This is a genomic window from Citrobacter sp. RHBSTW-00887 (assembly GCF_013728095.1).
Taxonomy (GTDB): domain Bacteria; phylum Pseudomonadota; class Gammaproteobacteria; order Enterobacterales; family Enterobacteriaceae; genus Citrobacter; species Citrobacter braakii.
Window position 1 is genome coordinate 951,280 of sequence record NZ_CP056267.1, and the last position, 21,646, is coordinate 972,925.

At 48.3% G+C, this 21,646-nt stretch carries 18 protein-coding genes and 4 pseudogenes; 13 read left to right on the plus strand and 9 right to left on the minus strand.

Annotation, left to right across the window (positions count from 1 at the left end):
• Positions 1 to 85: 85 nt before the first annotated feature.
• Positions 86 to 325, minus strand: coding sequence for an HTH-like domain-containing protein (locus HV314_RS04595; RefSeq protein ID WP_061301084.1), 240 nt, complete (start codon positions 323 to 325; stop codon positions 86 to 88).
• Positions 326 to 534: 209 nt separating this feature from the next.
• Between HV314_RS04595 and umuD the strand changes: the two genes are divergently transcribed.
• Positions 535 to 954 carry a translesion error-prone DNA polymerase V autoproteolytic subunit gene (gene umuD / locus HV314_RS04600; protein ID WP_061301088.1) on the plus strand — a complete coding sequence of 140 codons (420 nt, stop codon included), beginning with the start codon at positions 535 to 537 and terminating at the stop codon, positions 952 to 954.
• Between the two features lie 2 nt (positions 955 to 956).
• A complete protein-coding gene (umuC, locus tag HV314_RS04605) occupies positions 957 to 2,219 on the plus strand; it encodes a translesion error-prone DNA polymerase V subunit UmuC (RefSeq protein WP_166716095.1) in 1,263 nt (420 codons plus the stop codon).
• 15 nt (positions 2,220 to 2,234) lie between these two features.
• Here umuC and HV314_RS04610 read toward each other — a convergent pair whose 3' ends face one another.
• Genes HV314_RS04610 through HV314_RS04620 form a run of 3 tightly spaced genes read right to left on the minus strand, consistent with a single transcriptional unit; the run spans position 2,235 to position 6,968 of the window.
• Complete coding sequence (locus tag HV314_RS04610) at positions 2,235 to 2,681, minus strand: hypothetical protein (protein WP_181547449.1); 447 nt, start codon at positions 2,679 to 2,681, stop codon at positions 2,235 to 2,237.
• A 19-nt stretch (positions 2,682 to 2,700) separates the two neighbouring features.
• Positions 2,701 to 5,634, minus strand: a complete 2,934-nt coding sequence (locus tag HV314_RS04615) for a site-specific integrase (RefSeq protein WP_181547451.1) — start codon at positions 5,632 to 5,634, stop codon at positions 2,701 to 2,703.
• Positions 5,631 to 6,968 (minus strand): tyrosine-type recombinase/integrase, encoded by a 1,338-nt coding sequence (locus tag HV314_RS04620; protein ID WP_061301087.1) that lies wholly within the window; start codon positions 6,966 to 6,968, stop codon positions 5,631 to 5,633. Before HV314_RS04620 ends, HV314_RS04615 begins: the two co-directional genes overlap by 4 nt.
• Positions 6,969 to 7,030: 62 nt before the next feature.
• Between HV314_RS04620 and HV314_RS27285 the strand changes: the two genes are divergently transcribed.
• The 3 genes from HV314_RS27285 to HV314_RS04630 all read left to right on the plus strand — a co-directional run bounded on the left by HV314_RS27285 (position 7,031) and on the right by HV314_RS04630 (position 8,584).
• Complete coding sequence (locus tag HV314_RS27285; protein ID WP_326928838.1) at positions 7,031 to 7,546, plus strand: DinB/UmuC family translesion DNA polymerase; 516 nt, start codon at positions 7,031 to 7,033, stop codon at positions 7,544 to 7,546.
• A gap of 38 nt (positions 7,547 to 7,584) precedes the next feature.
• The gene (locus tag HV314_RS27290) at positions 7,585 to 7,824 is read left to right on the plus strand and encodes a DUF4113 domain-containing protein (protein ID WP_326928816.1); all 240 of its coding nucleotides are present in this window, start codon (positions 7,585 to 7,587) and stop codon (positions 7,822 to 7,824) included.
• Between the two features lie 211 nt (positions 7,825 to 8,035).
• Positions 8,036 to 8,584, plus strand: a complete 549-nt coding sequence (locus HV314_RS04630; RefSeq protein WP_221891797.1) for a hypothetical protein — start codon at positions 8,036 to 8,038, stop codon at positions 8,582 to 8,584.
• A 50-nt stretch (positions 8,585 to 8,634) separates the two neighbouring features.
• Here HV314_RS04630 and HV314_RS04635 read toward each other — a convergent pair.
• Positions 8,635 to 9,312, minus strand: a pseudogene (locus tag HV314_RS04635) (IS630-like element ISEc33 family transposase); the annotation flags it as partial.
• A 1,195-nt stretch (positions 9,313 to 10,507) separates the two neighbouring features.
• Here HV314_RS04635 and HV314_RS04640 point away from each other — a divergent pair.
• Entirely contained in the window at positions 10,508 to 11,407 is a 900-nt protein-coding gene (locus tag HV314_RS04640) for an integrase domain-containing protein (protein ID WP_026056053.1), read from the plus strand.
• A gap of 509 nt (positions 11,408 to 11,916) precedes the next feature.
• On the opposite strand, the gene HV314_RS04645 is transcribed toward HV314_RS04640, so the two are convergent.
• On the minus strand, positions 11,917 to 12,123 hold the full coding sequence (locus HV314_RS04645; RefSeq protein WP_016809494.1) for a DUF1471 domain-containing protein: 207 nt from the start codon (positions 12,121 to 12,123) through the stop codon (positions 11,917 to 11,919).
• 293 nt (positions 12,124 to 12,416) lie between these two features.
• Between HV314_RS04645 and lacI the strand changes: the two genes are divergently transcribed.
• The 4 genes and pseudogenes from lacI to HV314_RS04665 all read left to right on the plus strand — a co-directional run.
• A complete protein-coding gene (gene lacI / locus HV314_RS04650; RefSeq protein ID WP_181547453.1) occupies positions 12,417 to 13,499 on the plus strand; it encodes a DNA-binding transcriptional repressor LacI in 1,083 nt (360 codons plus the stop codon).
• Between the two features lie 122 nt (positions 13,500 to 13,621).
• The gene (gene lacZ / locus HV314_RS04655) at positions 13,622 to 16,696 is read left to right on the plus strand and encodes a beta-galactosidase (RefSeq protein ID WP_181250253.1); all 3,075 of its coding nucleotides are present in this window, start codon (positions 13,622 to 13,624) and stop codon (positions 16,694 to 16,696) included.
• 51 nt (positions 16,697 to 16,747) lie between these two features.
• The gene (gene lacY, locus HV314_RS04660; RefSeq protein ID WP_064146656.1) at positions 16,748 to 17,983 is read left to right on the plus strand and encodes a lactose permease; all 1,236 of its coding nucleotides are present in this window, start codon (positions 16,748 to 16,750) and stop codon (positions 17,981 to 17,983) included.
• Between the two features lie 83 nt (positions 17,984 to 18,066).
• Positions 18,067 to 18,207: pseudogene (locus tag HV314_RS04665) on the plus strand (maltose acetyltransferase domain-containing protein); the annotation flags it as partial.
• A 14-nt stretch (positions 18,208 to 18,221) separates the two neighbouring features.
• Here the strand turns inward: HV314_RS04665 and HV314_RS04670 are convergent.
• From HV314_RS04670 to HV314_RS04680, 3 genes and pseudogenes are all read right to left on the minus strand, one after another.
• Positions 18,222 to 18,917, minus strand: a pseudogene (locus HV314_RS04670) (IS1-like element IS1A family transposase).
• A gap of 78 nt (positions 18,918 to 18,995) precedes the next feature.
• Positions 18,996 to 19,704: pseudogene (locus HV314_RS04675) on the minus strand (IS1 family transposase).
• A 28-nt stretch (positions 19,705 to 19,732) separates the two neighbouring features.
• Complete coding sequence (locus tag HV314_RS04680) at positions 19,733 to 20,035, minus strand: PIN domain-containing protein (protein ID WP_016807936.1); 303 nt, start codon at positions 20,033 to 20,035, stop codon at positions 19,733 to 19,735.
• 403 nt (positions 20,036 to 20,438) lie between these two features.
• Here HV314_RS04680 and HV314_RS04685 point away from each other — a divergent pair, with 403 nt between their 5' ends.
• From HV314_RS04685 to HV314_RS04695, 3 genes are all read left to right on the plus strand, one after another.
• Entirely contained in the window at positions 20,439 to 20,807 is a 369-nt protein-coding gene (locus HV314_RS04685) for a hypothetical protein (protein WP_045282254.1), read from the plus strand.
• Positions 20,800 to 21,174, plus strand: coding sequence for a hypothetical protein (locus tag HV314_RS04690; RefSeq protein ID WP_016807934.1), 375 nt, complete (start codon positions 20,800 to 20,802; stop codon positions 21,172 to 21,174). Before HV314_RS04685 ends, HV314_RS04690 begins: the two co-directional genes overlap by 8 nt.
• Before the next feature lie 78 nt (positions 21,175 to 21,252).
• Positions 21,253 to 21,618 (plus strand): hypothetical protein, encoded by a 366-nt coding sequence (locus HV314_RS04695; RefSeq protein WP_016807933.1) that lies wholly within the window; start codon positions 21,253 to 21,255, stop codon positions 21,616 to 21,618.
• Positions 21,619 to 21,646 lie beyond the last annotated feature (28 nt).

Here is a 21,646-nt window from a genome sequence, read left to right on the forward strand (position 1 = left end):
CATAATAAAAAAATTTGTTAACGGCCATTTTCTTCCTTTTAGTGTCCGAGAGCTATCCCAATACAGTTAGTTTGTATCTAATCTGTTAGATCTTTGCTGTATTGAGCCCTGCTGCTTTTAAGCGCTGGGTTAAGTTGCGCATTTTGCTGAACTCCGTGCCGAAGCTGCTCCGTAGCCCAACCCCTTCACAGAACTCTTTAGATGTGATGTTCTTCAATTCATCAGCATATTTAATCATTTGCAGGTGTAACTCTGCGGTGTATTGATTGCGAGGCGCATCGACCAATACTTGTCTGATACGCTCATAAATCTCAATTTCGGTCATTTTCGCCTATACGGGTTCGGTATTTAGATAAGTTATCTAAATTATCTAAAAAGCAGCACAAATGCAAACTTACTCAGGTTATAGCCCATACAGTAAGCCTAAATTACTCGCAACTTCAAATGGTTCCAGAAAACTGCTTAGAAGAAGGTTGAATGTGCGAAAAATGCAGTGATACTGTATATAAATACAGTTTCGCTGAGTCTCTCATTATGAAGTTTTTTTATCCCATAGAGATTGTCCCTTCTATCCATCTGCCTCTCTTTGCGGAGCGAGTACCTTGTGGTTTTCCTAGTCCCGCACAAGACTACGTCGAAGATAGGTTAAATCTCAATACGCTTTTGATAGCCCACCCTAACGCCACATATTTCATTAAAGTAAGCGGTGACTCCATGACGGATGCTGGAATTGGAGATGGTGACCTTCTGGTGGTTGATCGTTCGCTTTCGGCAAGTCACGGCGATATTGTAATTGCGGCTATCGCCGGAGAATTTACCGTCAAGGAGTTGCGCACGCATCCCGTCCTGCAACTTGTTCCTTACAATAGCAATTACTCACCCATTACGTTTCATCATCCAGAAGATCTGGAAATATTTGGCGTAGTTACATTTTCAGTGAAGTCACATCAATGACGATGTTTGCTCTGGCTGACGTCAACAACTTTTATACGTCTTGTGAAACGGTGTTCCGCCCGGATTTAAAGGGAAAACCCGTGGTGGTGGTCTCTAACAACGACGGTTGCGTAATTTCGCGTTCAGCAGAGGCAAAAGCGCTCGGCATTATGATGGGAGAACCTTTTTTTAAATTGAAAAATAAAACATTCCCCTCCGCAGTGCACGTATTCAGTTCAAACTATGCCCTTTATGCCGATCTCAGCGCGCGAGTTATGCAGACGCTGACGGAGATGTCGCCTGCCATCGAGATCTATTCAATCGATGAAGCCTTTATCGACTTATCTGGTGTAGCTAGCTGCATGTCTCTGACAGATTTTGGCAAAACTGTGCGAAACCAGGTGTTTAAAAATACCGGGCTCACGATCGGGATTGGCGCTTCGCAAACCAAAACGTTAGCGAAATTAGCAAATTACGCAGCAAAGAGATGGCCTGGTACGGGAGGTGTAGTTGATTTATCTGACATATCACGTCAGCGAAAGCTGTTAGAGCGCGTGCCTGTAGAGGAGGTGTGGGGGGTAGGAAGGCGCATCAGCAAAAAACTGAACGCTATGGGGATCAGTACAGCACTGGACTTAGCCAATAGCTCACCGTGGGTAATCAAAAAGCATTTCAACGTTGTTCTGGAAAGAACGTTGCGTGAGCTGCGTGGTGAACCGTGTCTGGCGCTTGAGGAGTTCGCGTCCGATAAGCAACAGATTATGTGCAGCCGATCTTTTGGGTATCGTATTACCGAGTATGCCGATATGCGTCAGGCTGTCTGCACCTATGCGGAGCGCGCTGCAGCAAAATTGCGTAGCGAGCACCAGTTTTGTGCTTTTGTTAGCGTTTTTCTACGCACCAGCCCGCACGCAGATAATGAAATTTATTATGGAAACCAATCATCGGTGAAATTACTGACACCTTCTGATGATACGCGTGACATCATTCGTGCCGCGACAGAATCACTGGATCGAATATGGGTCGATGGTTACCGTTACATGAAAGCGGGCATTATGCTGGCAGACTTTTTTAGTCGCGGCACAGCACAGCTTAATTTGTTTGACAGTTTCGCCCCGAAAGCTAATAGCAAGGCACTCATGACGGCAATCGACGGCATTAACGCGTCAGGAAAAGGAAAGGTCTGGTTTGCGGGGCAGGGCATCCAAAAGCCCTGGGCAATGAAACGTGAGATGCTGTCACCTGCTTACACTACACGCTATTCAGATCTGCCTATCGCTAAATGAAAATGAATGCTGGCCTTACAGGTGCGGTAGCTGCAGTGACAGTATTTTCTCTCGCAGGTTACCATTCTGTATTTCACAGTTTTCAAGCTCACGTTCAAGCAAAATAACCTTCGCTATCAGGGCTATTTTGCTCTTACTCGCAAGAAGATAAGCTCTCCGTAATTCTGACTCTGTTGGATCATTAAGCTCAGCGACCGAAATGGTACTTTTTTTCTGGCTACTGCCGCTTAGTGTTGCGTGCTTTTTGTACAGCTCGTGGCATTGCCTGTTCCGCAAGATGGTGGAAGCAGATACGCCTTTTCCCGCAGGGTCTACGCTTTTTGAAGCCAGAACAATCGTCGTCAGACTGATTCTTAGCCTCCCTGACAGGAGCACATCAATCGCACGTTTAACCAAGGACACACTGTTTTCAACGCGGTTGAGTTGCCAGGTATAAATACCGCTCATATTTTTATTTGTCATACCGCTAACCTCTTGTGCGTCAGGATGAGGACTGCAGGTTACGCCTGATGGTATCGACCTGCTCAATCAAATCCATTTCTTCCAGCATGTCGTCACAGCTGCCAATAATTTCGCGAGCTTTTCTCTTTTCTGCTGGCAAATTCTGCTGCCCGGCAAGCTCAGCCATCTTTACCCAAGCATCTCTGTACACCAGGACGTCACTGCGTCTGGCGGGATCGGGGGCATTCCCCGCACAGCCAATACAGGCAAACTTGGCCGGACACGCATTCGCAATCGTGCAACATCCACCCGTAACGGGTATCAGCGCTCCCACCTTACCGATAGCCTCTGTCAGTTGCTGAACAACATCGGCTTTCGTGCGGATATGTTGCCTGGAGAAGTCATGCCGCTGAGTGAAAATTTGCTGCTGCAGCTCGACCAGTTGGGAGGGCGTATGCCTGGCATAATATTCCGTAACGTTGACATCTTTTTGCTTCATCAACAGAGCCAGCACATCAAGTGGCGTATTCAGCGTACGCATCTCTGTTGCAAAACTATGCCTGAGCAGATGGCTGGTGACTTTTACAGGCTCACCGGCAGGTGTTTTCAGGGAAAGCCCATGGAGCATAACGGAAAGTGCGCCGTTGTTGTCTTTCTGTGTGAAATGTTTTTCATCGTTTTGCCAGAGGTAGCTTGCAGGCTTTAATTTTGGCCCCAGGCATGCTGCTGCTTTAATTACGGGGAAAGTCTGCGCTCTGCTTCTTTGGTAACCCCACCATTCATAAAGACTTTCCATGCACTTATTATCAATATAAAAAGGCTCCTCTTTTAATCTCCCTTTGGGAACCGCGTTAAATAAAATGCACTCTTTATTTTCTGCCAGACTGATCCGATAAAGATGCTCTGGGACTAACCTTATCTGCAAAAACTCATGTGCTCTGGCCCCTGTCTTTGACATGATCTGTACAACAGAATGCGCCAACAGAGCATCGACCATCAAAATTTCAACAGGAATAAATATCAGTCCCAAATCTTTACTCAACAGGTATTGCCACCGGCTGGCTGTAAATCCGTAGGGAGTGGTGATGGGACCTTGAAAAGACGTCTTAGATACCCCGTATCGGTCAGTGATTTCAGTCGAAGGAGTGCCCGTGAACGCGGCAAGCATGATCAGTTCAGTGAACCACAACCCTTCAACGGGCTGGTGATGCTTATCGTAGCTTCCCTCATAAGTAGTGAATTTTATATCCGAGTCGTGAATAGTATGATGCGGATTAGCATCATGAAATCGATAGATTCCGGTTTCAGCGACATGCTCATGTGCCTGCCTCAATAGTTTTGCGTCCCAGACTTTAAACCTGTGCGTATATGCCTGTTCGCCTCTGTTTTCCATGACAACAGATTCTGTATACTCAAAAACCAGCGGCGTCTTTTTCCCCGACTTTTCAAATTGCTTAAACGCCTTTTGTATCTCCTGATGTAGCCTGTTGATCTGCAACTTTCTTCTTTCCACAAAATCGCGAAGAAAATAAAACTTCTGGTGCAGGACAGCTGTTTTAGACTTTCTTTTGTTTTTTTGTTCCTGTGAGACAGCCCTGTGTAGGGTGGATTTTTTCCAGAATAAATCGTCTGACACGCGCGGCAGTGCAAAGGGGGTAAATTTTTCTCGCTGGTCTGCGTTAAGTTTGCTGAAGTAATCTGCTTGTTTAACGAGTAACCGAAAATACGTCTGAATTATTCTAGCCCGCTGCCCTATGTTGTCTTCCGGGATAAGGTCACCTTGATGATACGCCTTGAAAAAGGTCTCACAGTCAAACTGGTCTATGTCATCCAGGCCAGTTGCGTTAAGAAAACGGGGCATGTAATAAAAAAAAGTAATGTCATTTCTTCTGTTACTGTAACAAGTCGCCATGATAAAAAATGCCGTGTTTCTCAGCCTCGGTTGCTTAATCTCGTAAATCATACGTATCTGTGCATTGGTCATTGGTTTACCTGTTGCAGGCGAATCCAGAAACGTCAACGGTATTGTATGAAGAACCGGGTCGAGTGTGGCGATCAACTCATCCAGAGAGATTGTTTTCCAGGCATCTTTTTTCACCAATTTTTTATCAGTGCGCTTTTCCCATTGAGCCACCGCTCTTTTAACTAGCCGATGGTCAAGGCAGACAATGGTGGTTATTTCTGAATATGTCACTTCACGTTGATTTCGACTTAAATAATCAATGGCAAGGGCCACTTTTTTCTCGCCAATCTCTTTTGCTCTTGCTGTATTTTGCAGTGAGTACTTGAAGGTCGTTACCGTTCTGTTCCATTCAAAGTAGGCCAAATCATCAGAAACATCTTCGTCAATAAGCAGATCAGCCAGTTTGCTAATGTAACAACGTCCATACCTAGATATGATATGTAAATCTATGCCGAATTGATCTGATATTTCTGAAGTTTTAAAGGGTTCAGCCTGCGCTTTATAAAAGTCGTATAATTTATAAATAACCTTTTCACGCTCATCCAGAGGCAGGCGTGAAATAGAGCCAGAGAGTGCAACGGGTTTGGCTATAGGCTCCTTGAACTTAATTTTCTCAACAATGCTGAAAATATCTTTATCTGCAGCACAACACTGCTGTCTTATTTTTAATATATACTCTTCATTGTTGTTTCTGAGCCCATCCTCAATGCAATAAATAATGTATCGATATTTAATCTCCAGTGCATATCTGCTGCATCGGATGAAAAAATCAAATGTCAGATATTGCTGCTCCCATCTTAGAAACGTCTTATCGCACATGGGCGTAGTACCGAGCAGCTGAGCCATAACATTCTCAATGTAAGGCATCAACGCTCTTTTCAGTGCAGGCCGTCCGGTACGGGTGCCCGGTAAGTCTTCAATCCTGAACCAATTTCCCCGTTCTTCACGCTGAGTAAGTTCACAAAATAATGTATGACGGCGCCGTGCAACAGGTTGAGTATCAATGCTCATAGTTTCCCCTCCAACATTTCTTTCAGCATCAGCGAGCCCTGACTTTCCTTGTCATCGGGCACATCACAAGCAGCTTGAGCCTCCAACTGCTTGTCTTCGATGTAGGTGTGTATTGCACTTGCCAGCAAAGGCAAATCATGACGCTGTCGGGCTTGATCATAAGCTGGCAACATATCGGATCTCCATCCCATTAATACCTGTAGGGCGCTGCGTTTCTGCAGAAGATCAGCCTCTGAAACGGCGCTACGGTGGATCTCGTTCAGCGCCATCGTGACAAACCAGTGTCGAACCTGGTGCGTGCGTATCTTAAGCCCGGCAGCGGCCAGCACAGGCGTCCACCGGTAACGTCTAAAGTTGTCCGGTGTCAGTGGATGACCTCTTTTTGTACAGAAGAGAGGAAGCCGGTGAACATTTTCGGGAGGCAAAGTGGTGCGCCCGTTGATATATGGCAGCAGCTCAGGCCTGTCATTTCTGATATAGCGCAGCAGCACCTTCAGCGTTTTATCCGTGATGATAATATTCTTGACCCGCTTCCCACGACTGCCTTTACTTAGCGACATGAACATGTTGCGAAAACCGCTGACCTTCCAGTCATGCATAGTCAGCGCACAGGCCTCGTGTATTCTGCAGCCCGTATCGAAAAGTATTCTCACGAGTGCTATATCCTGTAGGTTCCAGCCGCCCTGTTCGCCTGAGGCCAGTACATGCCCCATAAGTTCCGGATCGTCCAAATACTCAGGAATCCATTGATTATCTTTAATTCTGTAATACGAAGAAGTCAGCCTGAGAGGACGCCAATGGTCAATGCCACTGTCTGATGGCATCGGCGGTCGCTGATTTATTCTCACAAAGTCATCAAAATGCTGCTGCCGGATTTCGGCAATCATATTTTTGGCTTGGGGTAAATCAAGAGGGTGAGGATGGGGATACAGCTGCATCGAGATGAGTAACTGATAAAAAGATCGCAGCGCAGCTAACAGATGATTTATCCGGTGGGCTTTTCCCCAAGTAACCTGCACCTTGCGAATATCTCCTCCTGACAGATCGCGGGCGAAAAACAGAGTACAGTGCAGCTGGGTTGTCAGGAAATGTTCGAGTACAGCACGGACCTGACTACTGTTGCCCAGCAAATCCCAATGCTGTCGCTTCACTGTTTCATCCTGTCCAGCCCAGGAAAAAAATGCCAGAAGATGCCTGAGATAAGCCTTAACTGTGGCTGGTGAATGGTACCTGTCGGCTCGACATGCATAAACCGTCAACGATAAATGTGGCAACCCTTGAGAATCTGTCACATGAAAGAGAAAATCACCGCTACCGCGACGTAACCGAAACATATATACCTCTCCTCTAATGCTGGCAGCATATGGCAGATGTACTGATGTAACTGGATTTTTGATTGAGTGTAGAACAGCAGTGTTACACAGCAAAACTGGCCCAATATGCAAGTAAACGCTGGCCAGCTACGCGAGGAGTAGTTGACCTGAGCAATATAGGGCGACAGCGAAAGTTAATGGCCTTGGTGCCAGTCGAAGAGGTCTGGGGTATTGGCCGTCGGCTCGGTAAAAAATTGCAGTTGATGGGGATTAACAATGCACTCCAGCTGTCTGAGCTGTCTCCTTCATTTATTCGTAAGCAATTTTCAGTGGTTGTTGAACGAACAGTAAGAGAACTCAACGGCATGCCCTGCCTGGGCCTTGAAGAGTTTACAGCTCCAAAGGAGCAAATCATATGCTCCCGCTCCTTTGGAGAAAAACCTACAGATGAATTCAGCATCCATCAGGCCGTCTGCGCTCATGCCGAACGTGCAGCGGAAAAGTTACGCGCAGAGCGCCAGTTTTGTAAACGAGTAGCGGTGTTCATCAGTACCAGTCCCTTTGCAGAGAATGAGTCGTTCTTTAAAATCAGGCTGTAACGGAGCTTGCTGTTCCGGCCCGTGATTCCCGGGATATCATCAAGGCGGCTGTAAGAGCTCTTGAAACAATATTCATCCCGGGGCATCGTTATCAACGCGCAGGTGTAATTCTCACCGATTTTCGCAGCGCGGCAGTATTACAACTTACCCTGTTCGATGACCTTCAGCCTCATCGTAATAGCGATGAATTAATGACACTCATAGACAGCATTAACAGCTCTGGTAAGGGTTCAGTCTGGTTTGCAGGGCAGGGCATTAAAAGTGATGCCACAGGCTGAAAGATGCGAATAGAAAGACTTTCGCCCGCTTTTACAAACAGATTGGATGATATTGTCAGAGTAAGGTAATCTTTTTTATATTTGCTCAAAACCGCACCATTGACATTACAAACTCTATACGGCAGGGTTTACAGTCTGTTACATGGTGAATAAGTCAAGCGTACTTTTCATTGACCGCTTTTTTAGTAAATATGTTTGGAGGATATGGATCGTGAGGAGTCTTACCGCCATTTTAATAATTCCTGCTCTTGTCACAGCCTGTAGCATGCAGGAAATAGCAGATACAAATAATAAAATCAGTCATGGTGCTTCAGGTATAATGAACTCTTTGAGGGGAAACTCTAACCCATCAACTGATGTTACGACACCAATGCATTTACCTCAGTCATTAAAAAAAGAATCCAAGTCTAAAAATTATACTGTAGCTGTTGATGTAGATACTGCTGCTGCCAGAATAAAAAGACATTACAAGTTTATGTCAAGTCAGGAGCTGGATAGTTTACGGAATAGCTCTAATGACGGGGCATGGAAAGCGGCCGCTGAAGATGATGCACATCCAGTTTGGGAGGCAATACCTGGTAGCTATTATAAAATGGGCTCTGACTGGAATGATAACGATCATTTAGATGTAGAAATTGAAAAAAACGGGAGTGGAAGTAAACTCTATATAACATATTCATCGGCATCTGCAGAAAGGCTATCGGGATCTGGCGTACAGAAGTTGATGAAGGAAATTCATTCCGTGGCTATAGGTGAGTGATATTTTATCGGGAAAAGGTAGTTATCATTATGTGTTAATGATAACTACCTGACTTTACCCGTGCCACTGTGCAGTGCGCCGGCCAGATAGTATTTTTCGTTCTGCCCCGGCGTCACTACCCGTTTCTGCTGTCCGCGCAACTGCCAGTCCGCACCGATTTTAGGATTAAGGTGGATATCCACTTCATCTTCATAAAATACCGGATGCTCTGCGCTGCATTCATCCAGCGCTTTGTGGATTACCGCCATCTTTTCATCTTTATGTGGGTCACGGATACGCAGAGTTGGCGCGGCCCTGCGCCATACAAGCCCCGCAGATGGCAACCAGCGGCGAACGGTTCCTGCATGTAACTGGCAACCGGTTATCTCATTGATTTTTAATGCCAGTAATTCGGTGCTCCAGCGTGAACGTTGATAACCAAAATCGCCGGGAGAATGCTTTATCAGCTCACGTAACAGGGTGCAGATATGTTCAAAAGGCCAGCGTCGGGAGCGCCCTGCGGGTAAGGATTTCAGGCCTTCAATACCTGAGTGCGTAAACCAGTTAATCCAGCGACCAACGGATGAACGGGCACAACAGAGAGTTCTGGCAACATCGCTGACCCGTTCACCCCGATGAAGCATCAGCATGGCCGTGAGTCTGCGGGCATGATTTTTATCGCGCGTTTTATGAATAGCTTTCTGCATCAGGCGTCGTTCGCCACGGGGTATTGGTGCTATGATCGGCATCGCTCAGTCCGGTTGGTGGTTTTGGTTGGTTTGGCGATTGATCAGATCGCACAATCCGGGCTGAGTTCCCTTTCAGTGATCTACTATTCCGCGCATCTATTTAGTCATTAAGAATATATTTAGATCAATAGAGGTTAATAATAAATAAAAGAATAAAAAGTTAGATAATCCGAAAATCAGAATCATAAGGCGTTGTTTTAAAATATCCATATCAACCACTTTCATCGGAGAAAACTACATATTACTCACCCAAAAAACGATGTCTACATCCATTTGACGTCGTATTTCCCTGTTGGTACTATCAAACTGTTGTACTGTCGCACTGGCGACCACCAATGCTCTTGTAGCCTGTGATGAGCGCCTTTGGGTGGCTACAGTCGCACTTAAGCTGCGACCACCAATGTTCCGGCAGTCTGTGAGGAGCGCCTTCGGGTGACTGCACAATAAAACTCTCTAAGCCTGAAAGGGAGTACATGAAAAATGTGGCAAATCTGCTCACCTTTGAAAGCAGATATCGTCTATGAAGGCGCACTATGACGCGGCGATGAAGGTTTACTGTGTAGCAAATCTGCCAGTTTCAATTCACTTCCGTTCTGTGAACGGCATCAGTTCAACGTCTTCTCATTTGCAGTGATACGCCCTGAGTTTCGTACGACTTTTGCATCGACGGATAAGGCCATTTGGTACATTTGGCCGCTTACGGAGTTGCATTAGGAGCACGAAGCTGCGCGGCGTCACTTGTGAAGTGGCGAAGACACTACCAAGTGACGCGCGCAGCGCATAACGTCTCAACCCACGTAAGACGTGGTTTTCAACGTTTTACTACCATCTGACCAACATGTAGCCCGTGTCAGTGCGGTTTTAAAATCACTTTCACATCAACGTAAGCACGACGGGAGGCCGTCTGAACGTTCAACTATCAGTAAGGAGGAAATCGACTCGGTATCGATGGCGACACTACGAGCAGTAGTGTTGGAGGCAGCTTGACGTAAGTCAGCTCTGCATAAGCAGCAAACAGATCAGAGATCTGGGGTGCCTCGCAAGAACTCAACAATTCGCCGCCCCGATGCACAGATACCAGTCGAGACGCAGGAAGCGCAACAGCAACCGTGTCGTCGGGGAATGAATTGCTGGTCTACAGATCCGTCTGCTTCTTTACAAGCAGAGGGACGTGTATGCCTTTGGAGAGAGTGAAATGTCCAGATTCAGTAAACAGCTGTGCAAACAACTCGTCACGCTTGCCCGTCAGGGGCGGGGAAGTTATAAAACGGTGGCTGACCGTTCAAGAATCGCAGAACGTTTTTCTGAACGACTGTCTGAACTGAATATTCAGATCAGGGACGTAAAACATATCAAAACTTCCCATATTGAAAAGTATATTGAGAGCAGGAAGGCAGATAGTTTATCTCTCAGGACGTTACAGAATGAGATGTCTGCTATCCGTTCTGTTTTATTATCAGCAGGAAGAAATAAACTGGCCGATCCCAGTCACATTAACCTGAGTAATCAGGCGCTCGGGATTTCTGGTGCTAACCGGGATGGAACTAAACTTCCCATTACAGACGAAAAACTTAATGCTGTGGTCAGTTTTGCCCAAAGAAAAGACGAGGGCGTTGCTCTTGCTGTGCAACTTTCCCGATATCTTGGATTGAGAACAGAAGAAACCGTTCAGTCTGCAAAGTCTTTAAAGACATGGAGGCAGGCACTGATTAATAATCATGAGCGTGTCCGTGTTGTTTTCGGGACTAAAGGCGGACGTCCAAGGGAAACGACAGTTTTTAATCGCGAAAAAGTTTTATCAATTCTTGACAAGGCAATTAGTTATGTCAGTGAACATAACGGAAAACTGATTGATAAACCCTCTCTGCATACCGCTATTGATCGCTACCGTAATATTGTAAGAGAGGCCGGAATGAATGGTAAAAATGCGCCGCACAGTTTACGTTACGCTTACTCCCGCGATGCTGTAAATCACCATATTAAAAATGGAATGAGTCGCGATGAATCCGAGGCATTAGTTTCAATGGACCTGGGCCATGGAGATGGTCGGGGGCGTTATATTAAACAAGTTTATTTTCGTAAGGAAAAAGAATAGATTGTATCGCTACTGAATTTTCAGGATGTACAGCCACAGCTCATGCAGGGCTGTGGCTTCTTTAAATTATCAATCAGTAAATTTACATGTTCGAATAGCTTTAATGCTTGATGCGCCAGCAAGTCTTACTGTTTCATTTATTGACTTTCCGTTTCTGAAAGGATTGATTGTCTCTTTTTTACTTGTTGGATTTATTTTTAATCTGATAATTGTTTTGACATGCAAAAAATATCGTTTCTTTATTCCGGGTGTGTGAGTCATTCGCATTTTTCTTGACAAGATATCCGCAAGTACTGCTGCCAGTGGGGAGTCTGGAGTTGCTGTACATGATGATGGGTGAGTTTTACCCGACATGTACGGGTAACTCGCAGTTCCCCACCCATGATAGTTTATAAAGTTATTAATGAATCAAAAATAAAAACCTTCAGCATGTAATATTGATATTAATATCTTTGACCGCGTCAATATCCATACCTGTAAAATCAGGGGGCAGTATTACCCCGAACTATTTATTTCGGCAGGATTTCTGCTGTGATATGTACTTTATTTCCCATGCGGGCTTCGGTAATATTATAATACCTGTCACCCTGCTTGTCAGCCTGCTGGCGAATTTTTTCTTCCGTCTGCTCCAGTGTATCGCCTGTTGCCGTCACGGTTTGAGCACAGACTGAAAAAGGCAGGATTATAGAGAGGAATAACGTCATGATATTTTTCATTGATAATCCCTTGATTAATAATTAAATGGATGACTTAAGCCAGGCTGCGATATTCTGGGTAATGCTGTCAACCTGTTGATGACTATTTTAATCTGTAGTCATTCAATCCTTGTAACATCAGGATGATCCTGGTGTCAGTGAAAATACGAAATCAACACGTTGGTATCATTACCCACCTGTGAACTGACGTCGGCATTTTGAATCTCACTTCGGCGTGCCCCCTCCGAATGGCGCAAAACATTTCGTGGTATGGCATGATAGCACCCGAAGAGAGTCAATTCAGGGTGGTAAATGTGAAACCAGTAACGCTATACGATGTCGCAGAGTATGCCGGTGTCTCTTATCAGACCGTTTCCCGCGTGATGAACCAGGCCAGCCACGTCTCTGCGAAAACGCGGGAAAAGGTGGAAGCGGCGATGGCGCAGCTGAACTACATTCCCAACCGCGTGGCACAACAACTGGCGGGCAAACAGTCGTTGCTGATTGGCGTTGCTACCTCCAGTCTGGCCCTGCACGCGCCGTCGCAAATTGTCGCGGCGATTAAATCTCGCGCCGATCAACTGGGTGCCAGCGTGGTGGTGTCGATGGTAGAACGAAGCGGCGTCGAAGCCTGTAAAGCGGCGGTGCACAATCTTCTCGCGCAACGCGTCAGTGGGCTGATCATTAACTATCCGCTGGATGACCAGGATGCCATTGCTGTGGAAGCTGCCTGCGCTAATGTTCCGGCGTTATTTCTTGATGTCTCTGACCAGACTCCCATCAACAGTATTATTTTCTCCCATGAAGACGGTACGCGACTGGGCGTGGAGCATCTGGTCGCATTGGGTCACCAGCAAATCGCGCTGTTAGCGGGCCCATTAAGTTCTGTCTCGGCGCGTCTGCGTCTGGCGGGCTGGCATAAATATCTCACTCGCAATCAAATTCAGCCGATAGCGGAACGGGAAGGCGACTGGAGTGCCATGTCCGGTTTTCAACAAACCATGCAAATGCTAAATGAGGGCATCGTTCCCACTGCGATGCTGGTTGCCAACGATCAGATGGCGCTGGGCGCAATGCGCGCCATTACCGAGTCCGGGTTGCGCGTTGGTGCGGATATCTCGGTAGTGGGATACGACGATACCGAAGACAGCTCGTGTTATATCCCGCCGTTAACCACCATCAAACAGGATTTTCGCCTGCTGGGGCAAACCAGCGTGGACCGCTTGCTGCAACTCTCTCAGGGCCAGGCGGTGAAGGGCAATCAGCTTTTGCCCGTCTCTCTGGTGAAAAGAAAAACCACCCTGGCGCCCAAGACGCAAACCGCCTCTCCCCGCGAGTTGGCCGATTCATTAATGCAGCTGGCACGACAAGTTTCCCGACTGGAAAGCGGGCAGTGAGCGCAACGCAATTAATGTGAGTCAGCTCACTCATTAGGCACCCCAGGCTTTACACTTTATGCGTCCGACTCGTATGTTGTGTGAAATTGTTAGCGGATAACAATTTCACACAGGATACAGCTATGACTATGATTACGGATTCACTGGCCGTCGTATTACAACGTCGTGACTGGGAAAACCCTGGCGTTACCCAACTTAATCGCCTTGCAGCACATCCCCCTTTCGCCAGCTGGCGTAATAGCGAAGAGGCCCGCACCAATCTCCCTTCCCAACAGTTGCGCAGCCTGAATGGTGAGTGGCAATTTGTCTGGTTTCCGGCACCAGAAGCGGTTCCGGAAAGCTGGCTGGAGTGCGATCTTCCTGTCGCCGATACTGTCGTCGTCCCCTCAAACTGGCAGATGCACGGTTACGACGCGCCCATCTACACCAACGTGACCTATCCCATTACGGTCAATCCGCCATTTGTTCCCACGGAGAATCCGACTGGTTGTTACTCGCTCACATTTAATGTTGATGAAAGCTGGCTACAGGAAGGCCAGACGCGAATTATTTTTGATGGCGTTAACTCGGCGTTTCATCTGTGGTGCAACGGGCGCTGGGTCGGTTACGGCCAGGACAGCCGTTTGCCGTCTGAATTTGACCTGAGCACATTTTTACGCGCCGGAGAAAACCGCCTCGCGGTGATGGTGCTGCGCTGGAGTGACGGCAGTTATCTGGAAGATCAGGATATGTGGCGGATGAGCGGCATTTTCCGTGACGTCTCGTTGCTGCATAAACCGAGCACGCAAATCAGCGATTTCCATGTAGCCACTCACTTTAATGATGATTTCAGCCGCGCTGTACTGGAGGCAGACGTTCAGATGTACGGCGAGCTGCGCGATGAGCTGCGGGTGACGGTTTCTTTGTGGCAGGGTGAAACGCAGGTCGCCAGCGGCACCGCGCCTTTCGGCGGTGAAATTATCGATGAGCGTGGTGGTTATGCCGATCACGTCACCCTACGTCTGAACGTCGAAAACCCGAAACTGTGGAGCGCCGAAATCCCGAATCTCTATCGTGCGGTGGTTGAACTGCACACCGCCGACGGCACGCTGATTGAAGCAGAAGCCTGCGATGTCGGTTTCCGCGAGGTGCGGATTGAAAATGGTCTGCTGCTGCTGAACGGCAAGCCGTTGCTGATTCGCGGCGTTAACCGTCACGAGCATCATCCTCTGCATGGTCAGGTCATGGATGAGCAGACGATGGTGCAGGATATCCTGCTGATGAAGCAGAACAACTTTAACGCCGTGCGCTGTTCGCATTATCCGAACCATCCGCTGTGGTACACGCTGTGCGACCACTACGGCCTGTATGTGGTGGATGAAGCCAACATTGAAACCCACGGCATGGTGCCAATGAATCGTCTGACCGATGATCCGCGCTGGCTACCCGCGATGAGCGAACGCGTAACGCGAATGGTGCAGCGCGATCGTAATCACCCGAGTGTGATCATCTGGTCGCTGGGGAATGAATCAGGCCACGGCGCTAATCACGACGCACTCTATCGCTGGATCAAATCTGTCGATCCTTCCCGCCCGGTACAGTATGAAGGCGGCGGAGCCGACACCTTCGCAACCGATATTATTTGCCCGATGTACGCGCGCGTGGATGAAGACCAGCCCTTCCCGGCTGTGCCGAAATGGTCCATCAAAAAATGGCTTTCGTTGCCTGGAGAGACGCGCCCGCTGATCCTTTGCGAATACGCCCACGCGATGGGTAACAGTCTTGGCGGCTTCGCTAAATACTGGCAGGCGTTTCGTCAGTACCCCCGTTTACAGGGCGGCTTCGTCTGGGACTGGGTGGATCAGTCGCTGATTAAATATGATGAAAATGGCAATCCGTGGTCGGCTTACGGCGGTGATTTTGGCGATACGCCGAATGATCGCCAGTTCTGCATGAACGGTCTGGTCTTTGCCGACCGCACGCCGCATCCGGCGCTGACGGAAGCAAAACACCAGCAGCAGTTTTTCCAGTTCAGTTTATCCGGGCGAACCATCGAAGTGACCAGCGAATACCTGTTCCGTCATAGCGATAACGAGCTCCTGCACTGGATGGTAGCGCTGGATGGCAAGCCGCTGGCAAGCGGTGAAGTGCCTCTGGATGTCGCTCCACAAGGTAAACAGTTGATTGAACTGCCTGGACTACCGCAGCCGAAGAGCGCCGGACAACTCTGGCTAACGGTTCACGTAGTGCAACCGAACGCGACCACATGGTCAGCAGCCGGACACATCAGCGCCTGGCAGCAGTGGCGTCTGGCGGAAAACCTCAGCGTGACACTCCCCTCCGCGCCCCACGCCATCCCGCAACTGACCACCAGCGAAACGGATTTTTGCATCGAGCTGGATAATAAGCGTTGGCAATTTAACCGCCAGTCAGGCTTTCTTTCACAGATGTGGATTGGCGATAAAAAACAACTGCTGACGCCGCTGCGCGATCAGTTCACCCGCGCACCGCTGGATAACGACATTGGCGTAAGTGAAGCGACCCGCATTGACCCTAACGCCTGGGTCGAACGCTGGAAGGCGGCGGGCCATTACCAGGCCGAAGCAGCGTTGTTGCAGTGCACGGCAGATACGCTTGCCGACGCGGTGCTGATTACCACGGTCCACGCGTGGCAGCATCAGGGGAAAACCTTATTTATCAGCCGGAAAACCTACCGGATTGATGGAAGTGGTCAAATGGTGATTACCGTTGATGTTGAAGTGGCGAGCAATACGCCACATCCGGCGCGGATTGGCCTGACCTGCCAGCTGGCGCAGGTAGCAGAGCGGGTAAACTGGCTCGGATTAGGGCCGCAAGAAAACTATCCCGACCGCCTTACTGCGGCCTGTTTTGACCGCTGGGATCTGCCATTGTCAGACATGTATACCCCGTACGTCTTCCCGAGCGAAAACGGTCTGCGCTGCGGGACGCGCGAATTGAGTTATGGCCCACACCAGTGGCGCGGCGACTTCCAGTTCAACATCAGCCGCTACAGTCAACAGCAACTGATGGAAACCAGCCATCGCCATCTGCTGCACGCGGAAGAAGGCACATGGCTGAATATCGACGGTTTCCATATGGGGATTGGTGGCGACGACTCCTGGAGCCCGTCAGTGTCGGCGGAATTCCAGCTTAGCGCCGGTAGCTACCATTACCAGTTGCTCTGGTGTCAAAAATAATAATAACCGGGCAGGCCATGTCTGCCCGTATTTCGCGTAAGGAAATCCATTATGTACTATTTAAAAAACACAAACTTTTGGATGTTCGGTTTATTCTTTTTCTTTTACTTTTTTATCATGGGAGCCTACTTCCCGTTTTTCCCGATTTGGCTACATGACATCAACCATATCAGCAAAAGTGATACGGGTATTATTTTTGCCGCTATTTCTCTGTTCTCGCTATTATTCCAACCGCTGTTTGGTCTGCTTTCTGACAAACTCGGGCTGCGCAAATACCTGCTGTGGATTATTACCGGTATGTTAGTGATGTTTGCGCCGTTCTTTATTTTTATCTTCGGGCCACTGTTACAATACAACATTTTAGTAGGATCGATTGTTGGTGGTATTTATCTAGGCTTTTGTTTTAACGCCGGTGCGCCAGCAGTAGAGGCATTTATCGAGAAAGTCAGCCGTCGCAGTAATTTCGAATTTGGTCGCGCGCGGATGTTTGGCTGTGTTGGCTGGGCGCTGTGTGCCTCGATTGTCGGCATCATGTTCACCATCAATAATCAGTTTGTTTTCTGGCTGGGTTCTGGCTGTGCATTCATCCTCGCCGTTTTGCTCTTTTTCGCCAAAACAGATGCGCCCTCTTCTGCCACGGTTGCCAATGCGGTAGGTGCCAACCATTCGGCATTTAGCCTTAAGCTGGCGCTGGAACTGTTCAGACAGCCAAAACTGTGGTTTTTGTCACTGTATGTTATTGGCGTTTCCTGCACCTACGATGTTTTTGACCAACAGTTTGCTAATTTCTTTACTTCGTTCTTTGCTACCGGTGAACAGGGTACGCGGGTATTTGGCTACGTAACGACAATGGGCGAATTACTTAACGCCTCGATTATGTTTTTTGCGCCACTGATCATTAATCGCATCGGTGGGAAAAACGCCCTGCTGCTGGCTGGCACTATTATGTCAGTACGTATTATTGGCTCATCGTTCGCTACCTCAGCACTGGAAGTGGTTATTCTGAAAACGCTGCATATGTTTGAAGTACCGTTCCTGCTGGTGGGCAGCTTTAAATATATTACCAGCCAGTTTGAAGTGCGTTTTTCAGCGACGATTTATCTGGTCTGTTTCTGCTTCTTTAAGCAACTGGCGATGATTTTTATGTCTATTCTGGCGGGCAATATGTATGAAAGCATCGGTTTCCAGGGCGCTTACCTGGTGCTGGGTCTGGTGGCGCTGGGCTTCACCTTAATTTCCGTGTTCACGCTTAGCGGCCCCGGCCCACTTTCCCTGCTGCGTCGCTAGGTGAATGAAGTCGCTTAAGAAATTAATGTCGGATACGGCGCGAGCGCCTTATCCGACCAACTTATCAGGACGGAATGTTAAAAATGAACATGTCGATGACAGAAAAAATAAAAGCAGGCAAGCTATTTACCGATATGTGCGAAGGCTTACCTGAAAAAAGACTTCGTGGGAAAACATTAATGTATGAGTTCAATCACTCGCATCCATCAGAAGTTGAAAAAAGGGTAATGACTCCAACTTATTGATAGTGTTTTATGTTCAGATAATGCCCGATGACTTTGTCATGCAGCTCCACCGATTTTGAGAGCGACAGCGACTTCCGTCCCAGCCGTGCCAGGTGCTGCCTCAGATTCAGGTTATGCCGCTCAATTCGCTGCGTATATCGCTTGCTGATTACGTGCAGCTTTCCCTTCAGGCGGGATTCATACAGCGGCCAGCCATCCGTCATCCATATCACCACGTCAAAGGGTGACAGCAGGCTCATAAGACGCCCCAGCGTCGCCATAGTGCGTTCACCGAATACGTGCGCAAACCGTCTTCCGGAGCCTGTCATACGCGTAAAACAGCCAGCGCTGGCGCGATTTAGCCCCGACATAGCCCCACTGTTCGTCCATTTCCGCGCAGACGATGACGTCACTGCCCGGCTGTATGCGCGAGGTTACCGACTGCGGCCTGAGTTTTTTAAGTGACGTAAAATCGTGTTGAGGCCAACGCCCATAATGCGGGCGGTTGCCCGGCATCCAACACCATTCATGGCCATATCAATGATTTTCTGGTGCGTACCGGGTTGAGAAGCGGTGTAAGTGAACTGCAGTTGCCATGTTTTACGGCAGTGAGAGCAGAGATAGCGCTGATGTCCGGCAGTGCTTTTGCCGTTACGCACCACCCCGTCAGTAGCTGAACAGGAGGGACAGCTGATAGAAACAGAAGCCACTGGAGCACCTCAAAAACACCATCATACACTAAATCAGTAAGTTGGCAGCATCACCGTGCATCGGGTAATGACTCCAACTTACTGATAGTGTTTTATGTTCAGATAATGCCCGATGACCTTGTCATGCAGCTCCACCGATTTTGAGAACGACAGTGACTTCCGTCCCAGCCTTGCCAGATGTTGTCTCAGATTCAGGTTATGTCGCTCAATGCGCTGAGTGTAACGCTTGCTGATAACGTGCAGCTTTCCCTTCAGGCGGGATTCATACAGCGGCCAGCCATCCGTCAGCCATCCGTCATCCATACCACGACCTCAAAGGCCGACAGCAGGCTCAGAAGACGCTCCAGTGTGGCCAGAGTGCGTTCACCGAAGACGTGCGCCACAACCGTCCTCCGTATCCTGTCATACGCGTAAAACAGCCAGCGCTGACGTGATTTAGCACCGACGTAGCCCCACTGTTCGTCCATTTCAGCGCAGACAATCACATCACTGCCCGGTTGTATGCGCGAGGTTACCGACTGCGGCCTGAGTTTTTTAAGTGACGTAAAACCGTGTTGAGGCCAACGCCCATAATGCGTGCACTGGCGCGACATCCGACGCCATTCATGGCCATATCAATGATTTTCTGGTGCGTACCGGGCTGAGAGGCGGTGTAAGTGAACTGTAGTTGCCATGTTTTACGGCAATGAGAGCAGAGATAGCGCTGATGTCCGGCAGTGCTTTTGCCGTTACGCACCACGCCTTCAGTAACGGAGCAGGAAGGACATCTGATGGAAATGGAAGCCACGCAAGCACCTTAAAATCACCATCATACACTAAATCAGTAAGTTGGCAGCATTACCTGGTTTTACGAATATCTCTGTTGGTACATGCGCCGGAGTAGTTCTCAGTATCGGGGCATACGTTTTCTGAAATTTATTAAGTTCTTTTAAGGCTTCCTCAGCGTTTTTACGAATATGTAATTCAATTTCTCTGCGTGTGATGTCAGTAACAAGGATACGCACTTTATCATGTGATGCAAAATTCTCCAGTTTTTCAAGAATGTATAAGCCAAACTGAAAATGCTTTCGTTCATAGGCAGATGTATCGATATAAACAAGGCGGGTAATGAGTTCCATGATCATCTTCCTGAGATGGTTGGGGGGATGGTTCAGTATAAGTCTCATCCAATACTTGTTGTATGATTCAGTACACAAGGTTATCTGCGGCTTGACAGATCTGCGTTTTGTTTTGAAAATGAACAGGCTTATACGTTGCTTTTGCAACCACCAATGATTCAGTAGCCTGTGAGAATCGCCTTCGGGTGGCTACAACAAAAGCTCCTGTAACCTGAAAAGGGGCAAAAAATTGGTAAATCTGCACACCTTTGAGAGCAGATATCGTCAATTTAAGCGCACTATGACGCGACGATAAAGGTTCCTTCTGTACTAACCAGACAGTCAGAATGTTGTTTTTTCTGACTCCCCGACGGGAAACACTTCCCGCTCGGGCAGGTGTTTCCTTTTTTTATGGAGAAACACAATGTCTGTCATCTCTTCTGCGATTTTCCCTGAACATATCCTTACTCAGCTTCAGCAGTCTGCTGACGCAGCTGTCCGGAAATTGAAATCTTTCATTTATCTGCATCGCAACAGCAACTGGTATGTCAACGGCTCGGGCAATTATGCCGTCCGTGCTCATATCTCTTCTGTCAAAGACCAGGGCGTTAACGTCTTTCTTACCGTTCGTACAGGCTGCCACCGCGCCGAGTATGTTTTTCACCGCCTGCCGGTTTCTTTTCCTGAGGGAATAACAGGTCGTCGAAACGCATACCGCCATGCCTGCCGCCAGGCACAGCATCTGGCACACCTGCGCTACCGTTTTCTTTCCGGAGGGCATTCTCATGACTGAAGCACTGCACGACGTCACTTTTCGTATTCTGTCGATGTCTGAGACGCGACGGGATGTATGTCCCGCTCAGTATGGCCCCGTAAGTGGCGTTTTCATCAGGGGCGAAATCCTCAGAGATAACGTCTCCTGTGGCGAACAGGTTTTTGTCGCACCGCTCGGTGATTGTGATCCGGCTGACCCCGAACTTTGCGTCTGGTGTCAGTATTACGGATATTCTTCCCGGGTTAAGGCCGGCGACATACTGGATGGTGTGGCCGTTTCTGGCATAAATTTCGCTGATCCACTGTCGTTAGCTGTGCTGCAACGCCTCCGCTTTAATCCTGAATATGTGTATCAGGAGCAATCTGATTCATATGCACTGCACTGATCGGCTGATGAAGGCCGTGACCGTGAAATGTTGTGGACCCTGACGGGGATATCCCGTTATTTACCTGAGGATATACCCATGCACACAGACGTTTATACGCTTAAAACTCCACTGGACACGCTCAGCTGGCTTTGCCTGCTTGAGAGTGAACTCCTGAGCATCAGGGCATTTCAGCGTCTCGATCTTCATACGGACCGGGATGAAACGAATGAACTGACGTTTCTGGAAGATTCCATCATTGGGACCGGCACAGCTTATGGCTGGTTTGTCTTTTTACTCGGGGAAGGCGATATTCCGCCTTTGCCTGATACGTCTAAAAATCTGCTCTTCACGCTGGACGAGCTGGGAAAAGAAATTAACCGGCCCTTCTGGGAGAAGGCCGTGGATGAAGGTATCCAGGATGCCCGGTGTGATCGGGCTATAGCGGCTCTCGAACGGATGTAATCAGCAGACAGAACACACCCTGACGGGG